At 65.2% G+C, this 17,595-nt stretch carries 16 protein-coding genes; 9 read left to right on the top strand and 7 right to left on the bottom strand.

The features are described from left to right. Positions 1-27 precede the first annotated feature (27 nt). The gene (locus tag V0R62_RS04305) at positions 28-642 is read right to left on the bottom strand and encodes an NAD(P)-dependent oxidoreductase (RefSeq protein ID WP_330102889.1); all 615 of its coding nucleotides are present in this window, start codon (positions 640-642) and stop codon (positions 28-30) included. 28 nt (positions 643-670) lie between these two features. Then, positions 671-1,546, bottom strand: coding sequence for an MBL fold metallo-hydrolase (locus tag V0R62_RS04300; RefSeq protein WP_330102888.1), 876 nt, complete (start codon positions 1,544-1,546; stop codon positions 671-673). Positions 1,547-1,649: 103 nt separating this feature from the next. On the opposite strand from V0R62_RS04300, the gene V0R62_RS04295 reads away from it, so the two are divergent. Beyond that, positions 1,650-2,558 carry a LysR family transcriptional regulator gene (locus V0R62_RS04295; protein ID WP_330102887.1) on the top strand — a complete coding sequence of 303 codons (909 nt, stop codon included), beginning with the start codon at positions 1,650-1,652 and terminating at the stop codon, positions 2,556-2,558. Between the two features lie 76 nt (positions 2,559-2,634). Beyond that, positions 2,635-2,808 (top strand): hypothetical protein, encoded by a 174-nt coding sequence (locus tag V0R62_RS04290; protein ID WP_177330819.1) that lies wholly within the window; start codon positions 2,635-2,637, stop codon positions 2,806-2,808. A gap of 6 nt (positions 2,809-2,814) precedes the next feature. Here V0R62_RS04290 and V0R62_RS04285 read toward each other — a convergent pair whose 3' ends face one another. After that, complete coding sequence (locus V0R62_RS04285; RefSeq protein WP_198743079.1) at positions 2,815-3,684, bottom strand: isocitrate lyase/PEP mutase family protein; 870 nt, start codon at positions 3,682-3,684, stop codon at positions 2,815-2,817. Positions 3,685-4,115: 431 nt separating this feature from the next. Between V0R62_RS04285 and V0R62_RS04280 the strand changes: the two genes are divergently transcribed. Further along, the gene (locus tag V0R62_RS04280) at positions 4,116-5,567 is read left to right on the top strand and encodes an MDR family MFS transporter (protein ID WP_330102886.1); all 1,452 of its coding nucleotides are present in this window, start codon (positions 4,116-4,118) and stop codon (positions 5,565-5,567) included. Between the two features lie 162 nt (positions 5,568-5,729). On the opposite strand, the gene ttgR is transcribed toward V0R62_RS04280, so the two are convergent. Then, entirely contained in the window at positions 5,730-6,362 is a 633-nt protein-coding gene (ttgR, locus tag V0R62_RS04275) for an efflux transport transcriptional regulator TtgR (RefSeq protein WP_330102885.1), read from the bottom strand. 247 nt (positions 6,363-6,609) lie between these two features. Here ttgR and ttgA point away from each other — a divergent pair, with 247 nt between their 5' ends. The 5 genes from ttgA to V0R62_RS04250 all read left to right on the top strand — a co-directional run bounded on the left by ttgA (position 6,610) and on the right by V0R62_RS04250 (position 15,044). Then, the gene (ttgA, locus tag V0R62_RS04270; protein ID WP_330102884.1) at positions 6,610-7,764 is read left to right on the top strand and encodes a toluene efflux RND transporter periplasmic adaptor subunit TtgA; all 1,155 of its coding nucleotides are present in this window, start codon (positions 6,610-6,612) and stop codon (positions 7,762-7,764) included. A 3-nt stretch (positions 7,765-7,767) separates the two neighbouring features. Next, entirely contained in the window at positions 7,768-10,920 is a 3,153-nt protein-coding gene (ttgB, locus tag V0R62_RS04265; RefSeq protein ID WP_050703921.1) for a multidrug efflux RND transporter permease subunit TtgB, read from the top strand. Then, complete coding sequence (locus V0R62_RS04260; RefSeq protein ID WP_330102883.1) at positions 10,917-12,362, top strand: AdeC/AdeK/OprM family multidrug efflux complex outer membrane factor; 1,446 nt, start codon at positions 10,917-10,919, stop codon at positions 12,360-12,362. The genes ttgB and V0R62_RS04260 overlap by 4 nt, the downstream gene beginning before the upstream one ends. 241 nt (positions 12,363-12,603) lie before the next feature. Further along, positions 12,604-13,857: an OprD family porin gene (locus tag V0R62_RS04255; protein WP_330102882.1), complete on the top strand. Its 1,254-nt coding sequence runs from the start codon at positions 12,604-12,606 to the stop codon at positions 13,855-13,857. A gap of 203 nt (positions 13,858-14,060) precedes the next feature. Further along, positions 14,061-15,044, top strand: coding sequence for a LysR family transcriptional regulator (locus V0R62_RS04250; protein WP_330102881.1), 984 nt, complete (start codon positions 14,061-14,063; stop codon positions 15,042-15,044). On the opposite strand, the gene V0R62_RS04245 is transcribed toward V0R62_RS04250, so the two are convergent. Further along, a complete protein-coding gene (locus V0R62_RS04245) occupies positions 14,944-15,630 on the bottom strand; it encodes a Crp/Fnr family transcriptional regulator (RefSeq protein ID WP_330102880.1) in 687 nt (228 codons plus the stop codon). The genes V0R62_RS04250 and V0R62_RS04245 overlap by 101 nt on opposite strands. Before the next feature lie 92 nt (positions 15,631-15,722). On the opposite strand from V0R62_RS04245, the gene V0R62_RS04240 reads away from it, so the two are divergent. Continuing rightward, positions 15,723-16,247, top strand: coding sequence for an Mpo1 family 2-hydroxy fatty acid dioxygenase (locus tag V0R62_RS04240; protein ID WP_186731991.1), 525 nt, complete (start codon positions 15,723-15,725; stop codon positions 16,245-16,247). 142 nt (positions 16,248-16,389) lie between these two features. Here the strand turns inward: V0R62_RS04240 and pcaC are convergent, their stop codons facing one another. Together pcaC and pcaD are read right to left on the bottom strand one after the other, a co-directional pair. Further along, entirely contained in the window at positions 16,390-16,782 is a 393-nt protein-coding gene (gene pcaC, locus V0R62_RS04235) for a 4-carboxymuconolactone decarboxylase (RefSeq protein WP_050703915.1), read from the bottom strand. 10 nt (positions 16,783-16,792) lie between these two features. Then, on the bottom strand, positions 16,793-17,584 hold the full coding sequence (gene pcaD, locus V0R62_RS04230; RefSeq protein ID WP_330102879.1) for a 3-oxoadipate enol-lactonase: 792 nt from the start codon (positions 17,582-17,584) through the stop codon (positions 16,793-16,795). Positions 17,585-17,595 lie beyond the last annotated feature (11 nt).

Here is a 17,595-nt window from a genome sequence, read left to right as displayed (position 1 = left end):
GCCGCTCCTACAGGTACTGCGGTGGACTCAGTAGCCCACTGTAAACCGTGCCCGCGAATGCGCCGGTTTTTCCAGCTCGTCGAGCATGGCGATCGCATAGTCGGCAAAGGTGATCCAGCTCTTGCCGTCCGCACCGATCAGCAGATGGTCCTTGCCCAGGGTGTAATGCCCGCTGCGCTCACCTTCGACGAACTCCGCCGACGGCGACAGGAAGGTCCAGTCCAGAGTCTGCTCGCGGCGCAGCGTCTCGAGAAAGCGCACCCCGGCACTGGCCTCGGCCTTGTAGGCCTCGGGGAAGTCAGGGCTGTCGATCACCCGGTGCCCGGACGGCAGCAGCAGGCTGCCGGCCCCGCCCACCACCAGCAGGCGCTTGACTCCGGCCCGCTTGACCGGCTCGATGATCGCGCCCGGTTCGATAGTGGAAAAATGCGCCGCGCTCAGCACCGCGTCGCAGCCCGCCACGGCCGCCTGCAAGGCGGCACTGTCCTTGGCATCCAGCGCCTTGACCGTTACGCCGTCACGGCCTTGCAGGCTGCCCGGATCCCGGGCGATGGCCACCACACTGTGGCCACGGCGCAAGGCCTCTTCCAGCAACTGGCTGCCGGCGCGCCCGGTGGCGCCGATGATTGCGATCTTGCTCATGGGAAACACTCCAACAGGTTGAAAGGGATTACCACTTCATCTCGCCCTTGGCGACCTTTGCCCCCAGTTCCAGGGAACTCTCGTCGCCAAGGTTCGGGTAGCGTTGCTTCATCGCCGCGATCAGCGCGGCGGAGTCGGCGGCCTTGGCGGCTTCGGTATCGAAGTCACGAATGTAGCCGGCGGTAAAGCGCACCGCGTCCAGCGAGCGGCTGCTGTCGCCCAGGTAATGCCCAGGGATCACCGTGCGCGGGGCGAGCTGCTCGATCTTCGCCAGCGTGCTCAGCCAGTCGGCGTGGGATTGCGCGGTCTGGGTGTCGGCCATCCACACGTGGATGTGCTCGGAAACCACCACGCCACCGACCACTGCCTTGATCGAGGGAATCCAGACGAAGCTGCGGTCCGGCTGTGGACCGTCCAGGCCGACAACCTCCAGTGCCTGGCCTTCCAGCTCCAGGCGATTGCCCTTGAGGACCTGCGGCACCACCAGGCGTGCCGGCTTGTCCGCGCCCATCTGCGGGCCCCAGTAGGCCAACTTGGCGTCCATGGTCTTGCGAATGTGTTCGACAGTGGCGGCCGAGGCGACCACCCGGGCCTTGGGAAACGCCTGGGTGATGGTGTCCAGGCCAAAGTAGTAGTCCGGGTCGCCATGGCTGACATAGATGGTAGTCAACTGCTTGCCGCTGGCGCGCAGGCGTTCAACTACCTGCTCGGCCTGGCCTTTGCCGAACTGGGCGTCGACCAGGATGGCGTCGTGGGCGCCGCTGACGATCACCGAGCTGACCGGGAAGATCGCCTCATGGCCAGGGTTGTAGGCTTCGAGCTTAAGCGGTTCGCTGGCCATGGCCTGGCCGCCGAGGGTGAGACAGGCCAGCAGCAGGCCGCGCAGGGGAGTGAGAAGAGACATCGCAAGATCCTGTGAGTGGGACGATGCAGGCAAGCTTAGTTGCCCGAACCAATACAAAAAATGCGATGCTTCGACATAGTTTGTTTCTGAAATCGGACAGATCATGGACCGTCTCAACGCCATGCGCGTATTCGTCACCGTCGTCGACCTGGGCAGCCAGTCCGCTGCGGCGGATCATCTGGAGCTTTCCAGGCCCGTGGTCTCACGCTACCTGGCGGAGCTGGAAGACTGGGTCGGCGCACGCCTGATGCAACGCACCACGCGCAAGCTCAGCCTGACCGCAGCAGGCCTCGAGACCCTGCCCCGCTGCCGCCAGTTGCTGGAGCTGGCCGGCGACCTGCAGAACGCCGTGCGCCAGCCGGACGACGCCCCCTGCGGTGAACTGCGCATCAGCGTCAGCACTTCGTTCGGCCAGGCCCAGTTGGTGGATGCGCTAGCCGCCTATGTCAAACGCTACCCCGGGGTGAAGGTGGAACTGCAGATGCTCGACCGCACCGTCAACCTGGTGGACGAGCGCATCGACCTGGCCATCCGCACCAGCAACGACGTCGACCCCAACCTCATCGCCCGGCGCCTGAGCGTGTGCCGCTCGGTGGTCTGCGCCAGCCCCGCCTACCTGCGCGAGCACGGCACGCCGCGCCAGGTCGAGGAACTCAGCCAGCACAACTGCCTGACCCATGCCTACTTCGGTCACAACCTGTGGCATTTCGAGGTGGATGGGCAGAACGTCGCCGTGCCAGTGCAGGGCAATATCAGCGCCAACGAAGCCATGACCCTGCAGAAAGCCGCCCTGGCCCACGCCGGCATCGCCATGTTGCCCACCTACCAGGCGGCGGCCGCATTGCGCAGTGGCGAGCTGGTGCGGCTGTTGCCGCACGCCAGGCCACGGGAGCTGACCCTGAATGCGGTGTACACCTCGCGCAAGCACATGCCGGCGACGCTGCGCAGCATGCTGGACTTCCTGGCGCAGCGGTTTGGCGACGAGCCGGAGTGGGACAAGGGACTGAGCTGAGTCCAGGCCATGCAGATCCGCGCACAAGGCCTATGCTTGAAGGTATCACCTGTTGCACCAACAGGAGGTCCGTACCATGAGCATCAAATCCAGGCGTTGCGCCCTCGTCTTCGCCCTGGTCGCGGTGGCCGGGCTCTACGGCTCGGCCTGCTGGCGGGTCGAGCTGCTGCGCAGCCAGCCCAATGCGGCCGCCAGCTGCGTCCACGAGCACTGCGTTCCCCACAGCGCCACCCTGAGCGCCGTCAGGTAGAACGCATCACTCCTCGACGCTCATGTACTCCTTGGCCCAGCGGATGTAGTCCTCGGGCTGGGTGTAGGTGTGCGAAAGCTCGGTGGCGCCGAGGTTGTCCGACTTGTGCTGTAGGCCACGCTGCTGGCGCAGGCAGTCATAGGTGGCCTTGATCGCGGCGAAGTACGCGGCATGGCCATCGACCACGATGCGCACGCCCAGACGCGCCAGGCGCTCGTCGTCACGCAGGTTCGGGTTGGCGTAGGTGACCAGCATCAGCGGCACGCTCAGGTGCTCGGCGATCTGCTCCAACTGCTCGAAGTCCTTCACCCCCACCATGCAGATGCCGTCGGCGCCAGCCTTCTGGTAGCTCTGGGTGCGGACGATGATTTCCTCGGTGGTGAGCACGCCGGCATTGGTCCGGGCGATGATCGCCAGCGCCGAGTCGACACGCGCCTCCAGCGCCGCGCGAATCTTGCCCACGCCCTCCTCCACCGAGATCAGGTCGGTGGACTTGCGGCCGAACTGGGCCGGCAGCAAGGTGTCCTCGATGGTCAGCGCGGCCACGCCGGCGCGCTCCAGCTCGATGACCGTGCGCATCACGTTGAGCGCATTGCCGTAGCCATGGTCGGCATCGGCCAGTACCGGCAACTGGGCGACGCGACCGATACGGGTGGCCTGCTCGACGAACTCGCTGAGGGTGATCAGGGCAAAGTCCGGCGCGGCCAGGACCTGCAACGAGGCGACCGAGCCGCCGAGGATGCCGACTTCGAAGCCCAGGTCCGCGGCGATACGGGCGGACATCGGGTCGAAGACCGAAGCGGTGTGATAGCACGAACCTGAAGCAAGCAGTTCGCGGAAGGCAAAACGCAGATCGTGGTGGGAAGCCTTGGGCATGATCACTCCGCTTGAACAATGAGAAATGGTGAACGGCTGACTACCGACCCCTGTATCGGGTCTACCTGACTGTTCCAACCGTCGCCATCTGGGCGGTCATGCTCGACATGCAGGCAGAGGAATAGAAGGTGTGGACATACAGCGACGCGAAATCCTGCGGCAAATGGCTGCACCATGCTGGTGCAGGCCCCGGATTTCAGCCTCTGCGGCCCTGCCACGATATCACGCGGTCATGCAGCGCTGGATGAATGCGCCAATGCCGATCTTGCATAGGGGATGCATGGAGTACATAGGTAGCTATGTAACTCAGGGTACAATTATCTCGCTGGTGGGAACGGGGTTGCCCCGCGATGGCCACACCGCACTGCATGGCACCGGCTTGGCCGGTGTTCGCGGGACAAGCCCGCTCCTACAAGAAAAAGGAACCGAACGTGACCGCCGCCCTGCCCCCCTCCGTCCTGCGCAGCGTCCTGACCGCCCTGATGCTGGCGATCTTCCTCGGCGCCCTCGACCAGACCATCGTCGCCGTGTCCATGCCGGCGATTTCCGCGCAGTTCAATGATGTCGGGCTGCTGGCCTGGGTCATCTCCGGCTACATGGTGGCCATGACCATCGCCGTGCCGATCTACGGCAAGCTCGGCGACCTGTATGGCCGGAGGCGCATGATCCTCACCGGCACCGCCCTGTTCACCCTGGCCTCGGTGGCCTGCGGCCTGGCCCAGGACATGCCGCAGCTGGTGCTGGCGCGGGTGCTCCAGGGCATCGGTGCCGGCGGCATGGTGTCGGTGAGCCAGGCGATCATCGGCGACTTCGTGCCGCCCCGCGAGCGTGGGCGCTACCAGGGCTATTTCAGCAGCATGTATGCCTTGGCCAGTGTCGCCGGGCCGGTGCTCGGCGGTTGGCTCACCGAGTACCTGTCCTGGCGCTGGGTGTTCTGGATCAACCTGCCGCTGGGGCTGGTCGCCCTGTGGGTGATCCACCGGGCGCTGGACGGCTTGTCGGTCAAGCGCCGCGAGGCCCGGGTGGACTACCTCGGCGCAGTGTTGATGATCCTCGGCCTGGGCAGCCTGCTGCTGGGCATCACCCTGGTCGGCCAGGGGCATGCCTGGCTGTCGTCGCAGGTGCTGGCGCTGCTGGGCTGCGCGCTGCTCGGGCTGCTGGCGTTCATCGCCCACGAGCGCCGTTGCCGCGAACCGCTGCTGCCGCTGGACCTGTTCGGCAACCGGGTCGCGGTGCTGTGCTGGTGCGTGATCTTCTTCGCCAGCTTCCAGTCGATCTCGCTGACCATGCTCATGCCCCTGCGCTTCCAGGGCATCACCGGTGCCGGCGCCGACAGCGCGGCGCTGCACCTGCTGCCACTGGCCATGGGGCTGCCCATCGGCGCCTTCACCGGCGGGCGCATGACCAGCCGCACCGGCCGCTTCAAGCCGCAGATCCTGACCGGGGCGCTGCTGATGCCGCTGGCCATCGCCGCCATGGCGCTGACGCCGCCGCAATCGGGGTTGCTCTGCGCGCTGTTCATGCTGCTGACCGGCATCGCCTGCGGACTGCAGTTCCCCACCTCCCTGGTGGGCACGCAAAGCGCGGTGGACAGCAGGGACATCGGCGTGGCGACCAGTACCACCAACCTGTTCCGCTCGCTTGGCGGGGCGATGGGGGTGGCGTGCATGTCCAGCCTGCTTTTGGCGCTGTTGCACCAGAGTGGTTTCGAAACGTTGGGCAACCCGTTGCTGGGTAGCCTCAAGGCGGGCGAGGCGGATCCGCAGACCCAGGCGCGCTTGCTGGAAACCTTCCGCGACCTGTTGCTGGTCAGTGCCGGGGCTTCGCTGATCGGCCTGCTGGCGGCGCTGGCGTTGCCAGACAGGCAATTGCGCGGGCGCTAAGGATTGTGGGAGCGGGCCTACCCCGCGATAGCGTCCGCATTGGCGACATCATGGCCTGAACTCATCGCGGGACAAGTCGCATCGGCGCACCGCCGCTCCCACGTTATTAATTCTGCGTTAATCAGATGGGAGTAACACTTCCTCACAATCCTTAACAAAGTGTCATTTGCGCAAGCCCGGGCTCAAGCGCAGCATATCCAGCCCGGTGTCGACCCATTTTTCGACATCGCCCAACAGGTCGAAGCTGTCCGGCAGCAGCAGCCAGCGGCCGATCAGGCCGTCCACATAGGCAAACATGGCCACCGCCGCCCGGTCGATATCGAGCTCGGCAGGCAACTGGCCACGACGTACCGCATTGCCCAAGGCCAGGGCGATGCTCTGATGGCAGTCCAGCACCGCACCCTGGCGTTGCTGGCGAATCTCACACATGTCGTCGGTGAACTCGCACTTGTGATGCAGGATTTCATTGATACGCCGGGTACGGGCATCGAGCACCAGCTCGTTGAACACTTGCAGCAACAGCTTGCGCATGCAGCCGAGCGGGTCGAGCTCGTCCTCGCTTTCACTGGCCCGGGCCAGGTGGTCGTGGGTTTCGTGCAGGCTGTCGAGCAGCGCCTGCACCAGCTCCGCCTTATTGCTGAAATGCCAGTAGATCGCCCCGCGGGTCACCCCCGCGAGCTCGGCGATGTCGGCCAGGGTGGTACGCGCGACCCCGCGCTTGTAGAAGGCCTTTTCCGCCGCCTCGATGATCTGGGCACGGGTTTCCTGGGCTTCTTCTTTGGTTCGACGGACCATGGCAGTACAACCTCATCAGGCCCCGCCCGCACATCTGGCGGACGGGAATCAGGCCGGGGCGAGCGCTTCATGGGCCACTCCCGGGTGCATGTGGACGATCCGCGGTGACTCACCGACGGTATTTACAAACAACCATGAATGTAAGTATATTCCTTAGCAAGCTATTTATCCACCGGATAGCGTTTTTCTCTTAAGACTCTTCCACTATATTCTTGAGCTCCCTTGCTCCTGCGACCCGAGGATCCTCATGCAATTCAAGCCAGCCGTAACCGCCCTGGTTTCCGCCGTGGCCCTGGCAACCCTGCTCAGTGGCTGTAAGAAAGAGGAAGCAGCGCCTGCGCCGCAGGCTCCTCAGGTCGGCGTCGTGACCGTGCAACCGCAAGCCTTCACCCTGACCTCGGAACTGCCGGGGCGCACCAGCGCCTACCGTGTGGCCGAGGTTCGCCCGCAGGTGAACGGCATCATTCTCAAGCGCCTGTTCAAGGAAGGCACCGACGTCAAGGAAGGGCAGCAGCTCTACCAGATCGACCCGGCCGTCTACGAGGCGACCCTGGCCAACGCCCAGGCCAACCTGCAGGCTACCCGCTCGCTGGCCGAGCGCTACAAGCAACTGATCGACGAGCAGGCCGTCTCCAAGCAAGAGTACGACGACGCCAATGCCAAACGATTGCAGGCCGAGGCCTCGCTCAAGAGCGCCCAGATCGACCTGCGCTACACCAAGGTGCTGGCGCCGATCAGTGGCCGTATCGGTCGCTCCTCGGTCACCGAAGGCGCCCTGGTGAACAACGGCCAGACCAACGCCATGGCCACCATCCAGCAGCTCGATCCGATCTACGTCGACGTCACCCAGTCCACCGCCGAGCTGCTCAAGCTGCGCCGTGACCTGGAAGGCGGCCAACTGCAAAAGGCCGGCGACAACGCCGCCCAGGTGCAGCTGGTGCTGGAAGACGGCAGCCTGTTCAAGCAACAGGGTCGCCTGGAGTTCTCCGAAGTCGCGGTCGACGAGACCACAGGCTCCGTCACCCTTCGCGCGATCTTCCCCAACCCAGACCACACCCTGCTGCCCGGCATGTTCGTCCATGCGCGGCTCAAGGCCGGGGTCAACGCCAACGCCATCCTGGCCCCGCAACAGGGCGTGACCCGCGACCTCAAGGGCGCGCCGACCGCATTGGTGGTCAACCAGGAGAGCAAGGTCGAACTGCGCCAGCTCAAGGCCAGCCGCACCCTGGGCAGCGACTGGCTGATCGAGGAAGGCCTGAACCCGGGCGACCGTCTGATCACCGAAGGGCTGCAGTTCGTGCGCCCGGGTGTCGAGGTCAAGGTCAGCGAAGCCACCAACGTCAAGAAGCCGGCCGGCCCTGCTCAGGCCAACACGGCCAAAGCCGACGCCAAAGCGGAGTAAACCATGTCGAAGTTCTTTATCGATCGCCCGATCTTCGCCTGGGTGATCGCCCTGGTGATCATGCTGGTCGGCGCCCTGTCGATCCTGAAGCTGCCGATCAACCAGTACCCGAGCATCGCCCCGCCGGCCATCGCCATCTCCGTGACCTACCCGGGCGCCTCGGCGCAGACCGTGCAGGACACCGTGGTGCAGGTGATCGAGCAGCAGCTCAACGGTATCGACAACCTGCGTTATGTGTCGTCGGAAAGTAACTCCGACGGCAGCATGACCATCACCGCCACCTTCGAGCAGGGCACCAACTCCGACACCGCGCAGGTCCAGGTACAGAACAAGCTGAACCTGGCCACCCCGCTGCTGCCGCAGGAAGTGCAACAGCAAGGTATCCGCGTCACCAAGGCAGTGAAGAACTTCCTGCTGGTGATCGGCCTGGTGTCCGAAGACGGCAGCATGAGCAAGGACGACCTGGCCAACTACATCGTCTCCAACATGCAGGACCCGATCTCGCGGACAGCGGGCGTCGGTGACTTCCAGGTGTTCGGTGCGCAGTACGCCATGCGCATCTGGCTGGATCCGGCCAAGCTGAACAAGTTCCAGCTGACTCCGGTCGACGTGCGTACCGCCGTGGCCGCGCAGAACGTCCAGGTCTCGTCCGGCCAGCTCGGCGGCCTGCCGGCACTGCCGGGTACCCAGCTCAACGCCACCATCATCGGCAAGACCCGCCTGCAGACCGCCGAGCAGTTCGAGAAGATCCTGCTCAAGGTCAACAACGACGGTTCCCAGGTACGCCTGGGCGATGTCGCCACGGTCGGCCTGGGCGGCGAGAACTACGCCATCAGCGCCCAGTACAATGGCAAGCCGGCCTCGGGCCTGGCAGTCAAGCTGGCCACCGGCGCCAACGCCCTGGATACCGCCAAGGCGCTGCGCACGACCATCAGCGACCTGGAGCCGTTCTTCCCGCCTGGCGTGAAGGCCGTGTTCCCGTATGACACCACGCCGGTGGTCACCGAATCGATCAGCGGGGTGATCCACACCCTGATCGAGGCCGTGGTCCTGGTGTTCCTGGTGATGTACCTGTTCCTGCAAAACTTCCGCGCCACCATCATCACCACCATGACCGTGCCGGTGGTGTTGCTGGGTACCTTCGGCATCCTTGCCGCCGCCGGGTTCAGCATCAACACCCTGACCATGTTCGCCATGGTCCTGGCCATTGGCCTGCTGGTGGACGATGCCATCGTCGTGGTGGAGAACGTCGAGCGGGTGATGTCCGAGGAAGGGTTGCCGCCCAAGGAGGCAACCAAGCGCTCCATGGAGCAGATCCAGGGCGCCCTGGTGGGTATCGCCCTGGTACTGTCGGCGGTACTGCTGCCGATGGCCTTCTTCGGCGGTTCCACCGGTGTGATCTATCGCCAGTTCTCCATCACCATCGTCTCGGCCATGGGCCTGTCGGTGCTGGTAGCGCTGATCTTCACCCCGGCTTTGTGCGCCACCATGCTCAAGCCGCTGAAGAAGGGCGAGCACCATGTGGCCAAGCGCGGTTTCTTCGGCTGGTTCAACCGCAACTTCGACCGCAGCGTCGTCGGCTACGAGCGTAGCGTCGGCACCATCCTGCGCAACAAGATCCCGTTCCTGCTGGCCTACGCCCTGATCGTGGTCGGCATGATCTGGCTGTTCGCCCGTATCCCCACCGCGTTCCTGCCCGAGGAAGACCAGGGCGTGCTGTTCGCCCAGGTGCAGACCCCGGCCGGCTCCAGTGCCGAGCGCACCCAGGTGGTGGTCGACCAGATGCGTGAGTACCTGCTCGACAAGGAAGCCGACACCGTGGCATCGGTGTTCACCGTCAACGGCTTCAACTTCGCCGGTCGTGGCCAGAGCTCGGGCATGGCGTTCATCATGCTCAAGCCGTGGGACGAGCGCTCGAAGGAGAACAGCGTGTTCGCCCTCGCCCAGCGCGCGCAGATGCACTTCTTCAGCTTCCGCGACGCGATGGTGTTCGCCTTCGCCCCGCCGGCGGTGCTCGAACTGGGTAACGCCACCGGCTTCGACGTGTTCCTCCAGGACCGCGCCGGCGTCGGCCATGCGAAACTGATGGAAGCGCGCAACCAGTTCCTGGCCAAGGCCGCGCAGAGCAAGATCCTCAGCGCCGTGCGTCCGAACGGCCTGAACGACGAGCCGCAGTACCAGCTGACCATCGACGACGAACGCGCCAGTGCCCTGGGCGTGACCATTGCCGACATCAACAACACCCTGTCGATCGCCCTGGGCGGTAGCTACGTCAACGACTTCATCGACCGCGGCCGGGTCAAGAAGGTCTACATCCAGGGCGAGCCGAACTCGCGGATGAGTCCGGAAGACCTGCAGAAATGGTACGTGCGCAACGGCAAGGGCGAGATGGTGCCGTTCTCCTCCTTCGCCAAGGGCGAATGGAGCTATGGCTCGCCGAAGCTGTCGCGCTACAACGGCGTGGAAGCGGTCGAGATCCTCGGTACCCCGGCGCCTGGCTACAGTACCGGTGAGGCCATGGCCGAAGTCGAGCGCATCGCTGGCGAACTGCCAACCGGCATCGGCTACTCCTGGACCGGCATGTCCTACGAGGAGAAACTCTCCGGCTCGCAGATGCCGGCGCTGTTCGCCCTCTCGGTACTGTTCGTGTTCCTGTGCCTGGCGGCGCTGTACGAAAGCTGGTCGATCCCGATCGCGGTCGTGCTCGTGGTACCGCTGGGCATCATCGGTGCCCTGCTCGCCACCAGCCTGCGCGGGTTGTCCAACGACGTGTACTTCCTGGTCGGCCTGCTGACCACGATCGGCCTGGCGGCGAAGAACGCCATCCTGATCGTCGAGTTCGCCAAAGAGCTACACGAGCAAGGCCGCAGCCTGTACGACGCGGCGATCGAGGCATGCCGCATGCGTCTGCGCCCGATCATCATGACCTCGCTGGCGTTCATCCTCGGCGTGGTACCGTTGACCATCGCCAGCGGCGCCGGCGCCGGCAGCCAGCACGCCATTGGTACCGGCGTGATCGGCGGCATGATCAGTGCGACCGTGCTGGCCATCTTCTGGGTACCGCTATTCTTCGTCGCAGTGTCGTCGCTGTTCGGCAGCAAAGAGCCGAAAGAACACGCCACCCCTGAAACTCCACGTTATGAGGCTGGGCAATGACCAAGTCTTTGTTGTCCCTGGCGGTAACCGCCTTCATCCTCGGCGGCTGCTCGCTGATCCCCGACTACCAGACGCCCGAGGCGCCGGTAGCCGCGCAGTGGCCGCAAGGCCCTGCGTACTCGCCGGCCGAGTCGGCCGACGTCGCCGCGGCCGAGCAGGGCTGGCGCCAGTTCTTCCACGACCCGGCGCTGCAACAGCTGATCCAGACGTCGCTGGAAAACAACCGCGACCTGCGTGTCGCGGCGTTGAACATCGACGCCTACCGCGCCCAGTACCGCATCCAGCGCGCCGACCTGTTCCCGGCCGTGTCGGCCAATGGCAGCGGAAGCCGCCAGCGGCTGCCGGCAAACATGTCGCAGACCGGCGAGGCAAGCATCTCCAGCCAGTACTCGGCCACCCTGGGTGTCAGCTCCTATGAGCTGGACCTGTTCGGTCGCGTACGCAGCCTGACCGAGCAGGCTCTGGAAACCTACCTGTCCAGCGAGCAGGCGCGTCGCTCCACGCAGATCAGCCTGGTGGCCAGCGTGGCCAACGCCTACTACACCTGGCAGGCCGACCAGGCGCTGCTGAAGCTGACCGAAGAAACGCTCAAGACGTACGAAGAGAGCTACAACCTGACCCGTCGCAGCAATGAGGTGGGCGTGGCTTCGGCACTGGACCTGAGCCAGGCCCGCACCGCCGTCGAAGGCGCGCGGGTCAAGCTGTCGCAGTACCAGCGCCTGGTCGCCCAGGACCTGAACAGCCTCACCGTGCTGGTGGGTACCGGCGTGCCGGCCACCCTGCCCAAGCCGCTGGAGCTCAATGCCGACCAGCTGGCCGAAGTGCCGGCGGGCCTGCCGTCCGACATCCTGCAGCGCCGTCCGGACATCCAGGAAGCCGAGCACCTGCTCAAGGCCGCCAACGCCAACATCGGCGCTGCCCGCGCCGCGTTCTTCCCGAGCATCAGCCTGACCGCCAACGCCGGTACCCTGAGCCCGGACATGGGCGGGCTGTTCAAGGGTGGCTCGGGCACCTGGCTGTTCCAGCCGCAGATCAACCTGCCGATCTTCAATGCCGGTAGCCTCAAGGCCAGCCTGGACTACTCGAAGATCCAGAAGGACATCAACGTCGCCAAGTACGAAAAGACCATCCAGACCGCCTTCCAGGAAGTCGCCGATGGCCTGGCCGCACGCAAGACGTTCGAAGAGCAGCTGCAGGCGCAACGCGACCTGGTAGCGGCGAACCAGGACTACTACCGCCTGGCCGAGCGCCGCTACCGCATCGGGATCGACAGCAACCTGACCTTCCTCGACGCCCAGCGCAACCTGTTCAGCGCCCAGCAGTCGCTGATCGGTGATCGCCTGTCGCAGCTGGTCAGCGAGGTCAACCTGTACAAGGCCCTCGGTGGCGGCTGGTACGAGCAGACCCAGCAGCAGGCCTCGATCCAGACGCCGAAAGGCTGATTGGAGCGGTAATGCATCAAGCCCACCCTTGCGGTGGGCTTTTTGTTGCCCGCGATGCCGGTCGCTCAACATTACGTTCGATAATCGCCCCATTCCGCGCTCCACGAATTGCCTCGCCCCCACCCTCCCCCGCACCATCGCCCACGCAACGTTGCACAAGCTCTCTCTAAAGACGCCCGACCCTGCGGCCCGCACCCGCAGCACCCCGGCTCGCCCAATAAAAACAAGAGATCCACGACAGATGAGCACTTTGCAACCCGCACGCCAGCTGCTGCCGGGCCTGTTGGCCCTGTCCTGCGCCTTGCCCGCCGTCGCCGCCGAAAGCGGTTTTCTGGAGGACGCCAAGGCCAGCCTCAACCTGCGCAACTTCTACATCAACCGCAACTTCGTCGACCCGACCAACCCCCAGGGCAAGGCCGAGGAATGGACCCAGAGCTTCATCCTCGACGCCCGTTCCGGCTTCACCCAGGGCACCGTCGGCTTCGGTGTGGACGTGCTGGGGCTGTACTCGGTCAAGCTCGATGGCGGCAAGGGCACGGCCGGCACCCACCTGCTGCCGGTGCATGACGATGGCCGCCCGGCCGATGATTTCGGCCGCCTGGGCGTGGCATTCAAGGCGTGCCTGTCGCAGACCGAACTCAAGCTCGGCGAGTGGATGCCGGTGCTGCCGATCCTGCGTTCGGACGATGGCCGCTCGCTGCCGCAGACGTTCCGCGGCGGCCAGCTCACCTCGAAGGAGATCGACGGCCTGACCCTCTATGCCGGCCAGTTCCGCGGCAACAGCCCGCGCAACGACGCGAGCATGGAAGACATGTTCATGCAGGGGCGCGCCGGCATCACCTCCGACCGCTTCAACTTCGCCGGCGGCGAATACAGCTTCAACGACAAGCGCACGATGGTCGGTCTGTGGGACGCCCGCCTCAAGGACATCTACCGCCAGCAGTACTTGAACCTGGTGCACAGCCAGCCCCTGGGCGACTGGACTCTGGGCGCCAACCTGGGCTACTTCCTCGGCAAGGAAGACGGCAGCGCCCGCGCCGGCGACCTCGACAACCGCACTGTCTCGGCCATGCTTTCGGCACGCTACCAGGGCCACACCTTCTTCGTCGGCCTGCAGAAGGTCAGCGGAGACGATGCCTGGATGCGGGTCAACGGCACCAGCGGTGGCACCCTGGCCAACGACAGCTACAACGCCAGCTTCGATAATGCCAAGGAGCGCTCCTGGCAGGTGCGCCATGACTTCAACTTCGTCACCGTGGGCATCCCCGGGCTGACCCTGATGAACCGCTACATCAAGGGTGACAACGTGCATGCGGGCGGGGTGGACGATGGCAAGGAGTGGGCCCGGGAGACCGAGCTGGCCTATGTGGTGCAGGCCGGGACCTTCAAGGACCTGTCGGTGAAATGGCGCAACTCGACCATGCGCAGGGATTTCAGCAGCAATGCGTTCGACGAGAACCGCTTGATCGTCAGTTACCCGCTCAATCTTCTTTGATGCCATCGCGGGGCAAGCCCGCTCCCACGCCGCCCGCAGAAACCAGCAATGGCGTGGGAGCAACGTGGGAGCGGGCTTGCCCCGCGATTAGGCCTGCCACCTGGCAAATAACTAAAAGACATATTCAAATTAATTAACATTCTTTGACGCTATATGTAACAAGTCGCTAAAACCAAGCTCCGCCCCCGCACCAGAGCCCGAGCATGGACCTCCGCCAACTGCGCTATTTCATCGCCCTCACCGAATACCGCAGTTTCGTCCGCGCCGCCGAAGCCATGGGCATCACTCAACCCGCCTTCAGCCGCGCCATCCAGAACCTCGAACAGACCTTCGGCTGTGCCCTGGTCGATCGCGCCAACAAGTCACTGCCCCCAACTCCCGAGGGGCAAGTGGTACTGCAACACGCCCGCCGCCTGGTGCAAGGCGCGGCGCAGTTGAACAACGAAGTGCTGCAGATGACCAAGCTCGATGCCGGCGAACTGCATTTCGGCAGCGGCCCGGCCCTGGCCGTGCGCCTGGTGCCCCAGGCCCTGCAACACTTCATCGAGCGCCGTCCGGGCATCCGCACCGCGCTGCTGGTGGACAACGCCGAACGCCTGGGCCAGGCCCTGCGGCGCGAGCAGATCGAGTTCTTCGTCGATGACGTGCGCCCCTTCGAGGCCGACCCGAACTTCCACACCGAAGCGCTGACCCCGCGCCCCGGCCTGTTCTTCTGCCGCCCCGGGCACCCGCTGCTGGCCAAGGACAGCCTGTCGACCAACGACTTGTTCGCCTACCCCCTGGCCAGCGCGCTGCTGGCGCCGGGCGTGCGCAAGCGCCTGGCTAACCTCAGCGGACGCAGCGACTTCATCCCGCACCTGCAGACCGAGCATCTGGCGGTGCTGCGCAGCGTAGTGCTGGCCAGTGATGCCATCGGCACGGCCAGCGAGGAAGCGGTGGCCGAGGACCTGGCCGCCGGCGACCTGGTGCGCCTGCACTGGCGCAACCTGCCCCCGGGCCTGGAAGTGCTCAGCGTACGCTGCGGGGTGATCAGCCGCAGCGGCTATCGCCTGTCACCGGCGGCGCGGGCGATGATCGACACCCTGGTCAGCCTGGATGCTGCCCCATCGCCCGCAGACGCCGGGCATCGACAATCTCCACCTCGCCATAGCCCAGGCGCACCACGCCGGACTGCTCGAAGCTCTTGAGGATCTGGTTGATGGTCTGGCGCGACAGCGACAACATCAGCGCCAGCTGTTCCTGGGACACCTGCAGCCGCCACTGGGCGACATCGCGCTCGCCGTAGCCTTCGGCCATCTGCAGCAGACGCTGGGCCACCCGCGGCGCGGCGGCCAGCAAGCTCTGCTGCTCCAGGGCAACGAACACCCAGCGCAACTTGTGGCTCATCAGCAAGGCCAGCTCACGCCAATGCACAGGCTCGCGCGCCAGCCACTCGAGCAGCTGCGCCTGGGGGATCCACAGCAGGCGCGTCGGCCCTTCGGCATAGGCGTCGTGGGTACGCGGCTGACCGTCGAACAGGCTGATCTCACCAAACCAGTGGGGCGACTCGACCAGCGTCAGCAGCGCCTCCTTGCCCTCGCTGCTGACCGCGCCGACCCGCATCGCCCCCTCCAGCACCGCATACAGGCCACAGGGCGCATCGCCACGCTGGAACAGGCATTGCCCCGGCGCCAGCTCGCGCGCACGGCCCAGGGCCAGCAGGCTATCCTGAACGGTAGCGGGCAATTGCCGGAACCACTGGCCATGCAGCAGCTGGGTACGCGGATCGTGCATGGCGCCTCGCAAAACGAACTCTGTCGGCCAGGCGACAGACGACGGTGACTGAACAGGGGCAAGCTGCGCTCACCCCTGATGGAGGAACAACAATGAAAAACCTCGTCGAGCACCTGAGTCAATATGCGGCCTACCACCGCGATCCGCGCAACATCGCCACTCACTTCATCGGCATTCCGCTGATCGTGCTGGCCGTGACCATCCTGCTGTCGCGCCCCGGCTGGGACCTGGCCGGCATCTGGCTGTCGCCGGCGCTGTTGCTGGCGGGCTGGTCGGTGTGGTTCTACCTGCGCCTGGACCTGCGCTTCGGGCTGGTGATGGGCCTGCTGCTGGGGCTGTGCCTGTGGGCCGGCCAGGCACTGGCCGTGCAGAGCACCGGGTTGTGGCTGAGCGCCGGGCTGGGCGCGTTCGTGGTGGGCTGGATCATCCAGTTCGTCGGCCACTGGTACGAAGGGCGCAAGCCGGCGTTCGTCGATGACCTGAGCGGGCTGATCATCGGGCCGCTGTTCGTGGTGGCGGAGCTGGCGTTCATGGCCGGGCTGTGCCCTGAGCTGAAAAAAGCCGTGGAGGCCAATGCCGGGCCGGTGGCCATCCGCCAGAAGAAAGCGGCGATCTAACCCCACCTCGAGGCCTGTAGGAGCGGCCTTGTGCCGCGAAAGGGCCGCAAAGCAGCCCCGGCAGTTTCAGCGTCCCCCGCGATGGGGCTGCTGCGCAGCCCATTCGCGGCACAAGGCCGCTCCTAAAGGGAAGCACGCAAGCCTACAGCCGCGACTCCACCCCCAACTCATCCCACACCGACTCGGCCAGGTGGAACGTGGCGTTGGCCGCCGGGATCCCGCAGTAGATCGCGCTCTGCATGATCACCTCCTTGATCTCCTCCCGCGTCACGCCATTATTGGCGGCGGCGCGCAGGTGCAGCTTGAGCTCTTCATTGCGGTTCATGCCGATCAACATGGCGATGGTGATCAGGCTGCGGGTATGCCGCGGCAACCCCGGACGCGTCCAGATATCGCCCCAGGCATGCCGGGTAATCATCTCCTGGAACTCGCCGTTGAAGTCGTTGAGTTTCTCCAGGCTGCGGTCGACATGGGCGTCGCCCAGTACCGCGCGGCGCACCTGCATGCCCGCCTCGTAGCGTTGCTTCTCGTCCACGGTGTACTCCTCAGCGACTCGACAGGAAGTCGAGCACACGGCGGCTGAACGGCGCGCCGATCTCGACATTGGACAGGTGCGCCGCCGCAAACTCGACGTACTCGGCGCCGAGGATGCCGGTCTGCATGAAGCGACCGTGCTCGGGGGTGGTCACCGCATCGGCGGTGCCGGCGACAATCAGGGTCGGCACCTGGACGTGATTGAGCTGGTCACGGAAATCGGCATCGCGCACCGCGGCGCAATTGGCCGCGTAGCCCTCCGGCGAAGTCTGCGCCAGCATCTGGCAGATACGCAGGGTGCGTTCCGGCTCGGCGGCGGCGAACGCAGGGGTGAACCAGCGAGCGATGGACGCATCGCGCAGATCGGCCATGGCCTGCCGGCCGCCCGCGAGCACGGTGTCGATGCGGGTATTCCACACCTCATCGTTGGCGATCTTCGCCGCGGTATTGCACAGGGTCAGGCTGAGCAGGCGGTTGCCCGCGTTGATGCCCAGCCACTGACCAATCAGGCCGCCCATGGACAGGCCGATGAAATGGGCCTTCTCGATATCCAGGGCATCGAGCAGGGCCAACACGTCGCCACCCAGTTGCTCGATACTGTAGGGGCCCTCGGTGACCAGCGAACCGCCATGCCCCCGGGTGTCGTAGCGCAGCACACGAAAATGCTCGGCCCATGCCGGGATCTGCGCATCCCACATGTGCAGGTCGGTGCCCAGCGAGTTGGACAGGACCAGTACCGGCGCATCGGCCGGACCGTCGAGTTGGTAATGCAATGCGCCATCGGCCAGTTGCAGGTGCGCCACAGCGGTCTCCT

It is taken from the genome of Pseudomonas carassii, assembly GCF_036324045.1.
GTDB classification, from domain to species: domain Bacteria; phylum Pseudomonadota; class Gammaproteobacteria; order Pseudomonadales; family Pseudomonadaceae; genus Aquipseudomonas; species Aquipseudomonas peradeniyensis.
Note: the sequence above shows the minus strand (reverse complement) of the source record. Positions and strands in the feature narration are given on the sequence as shown.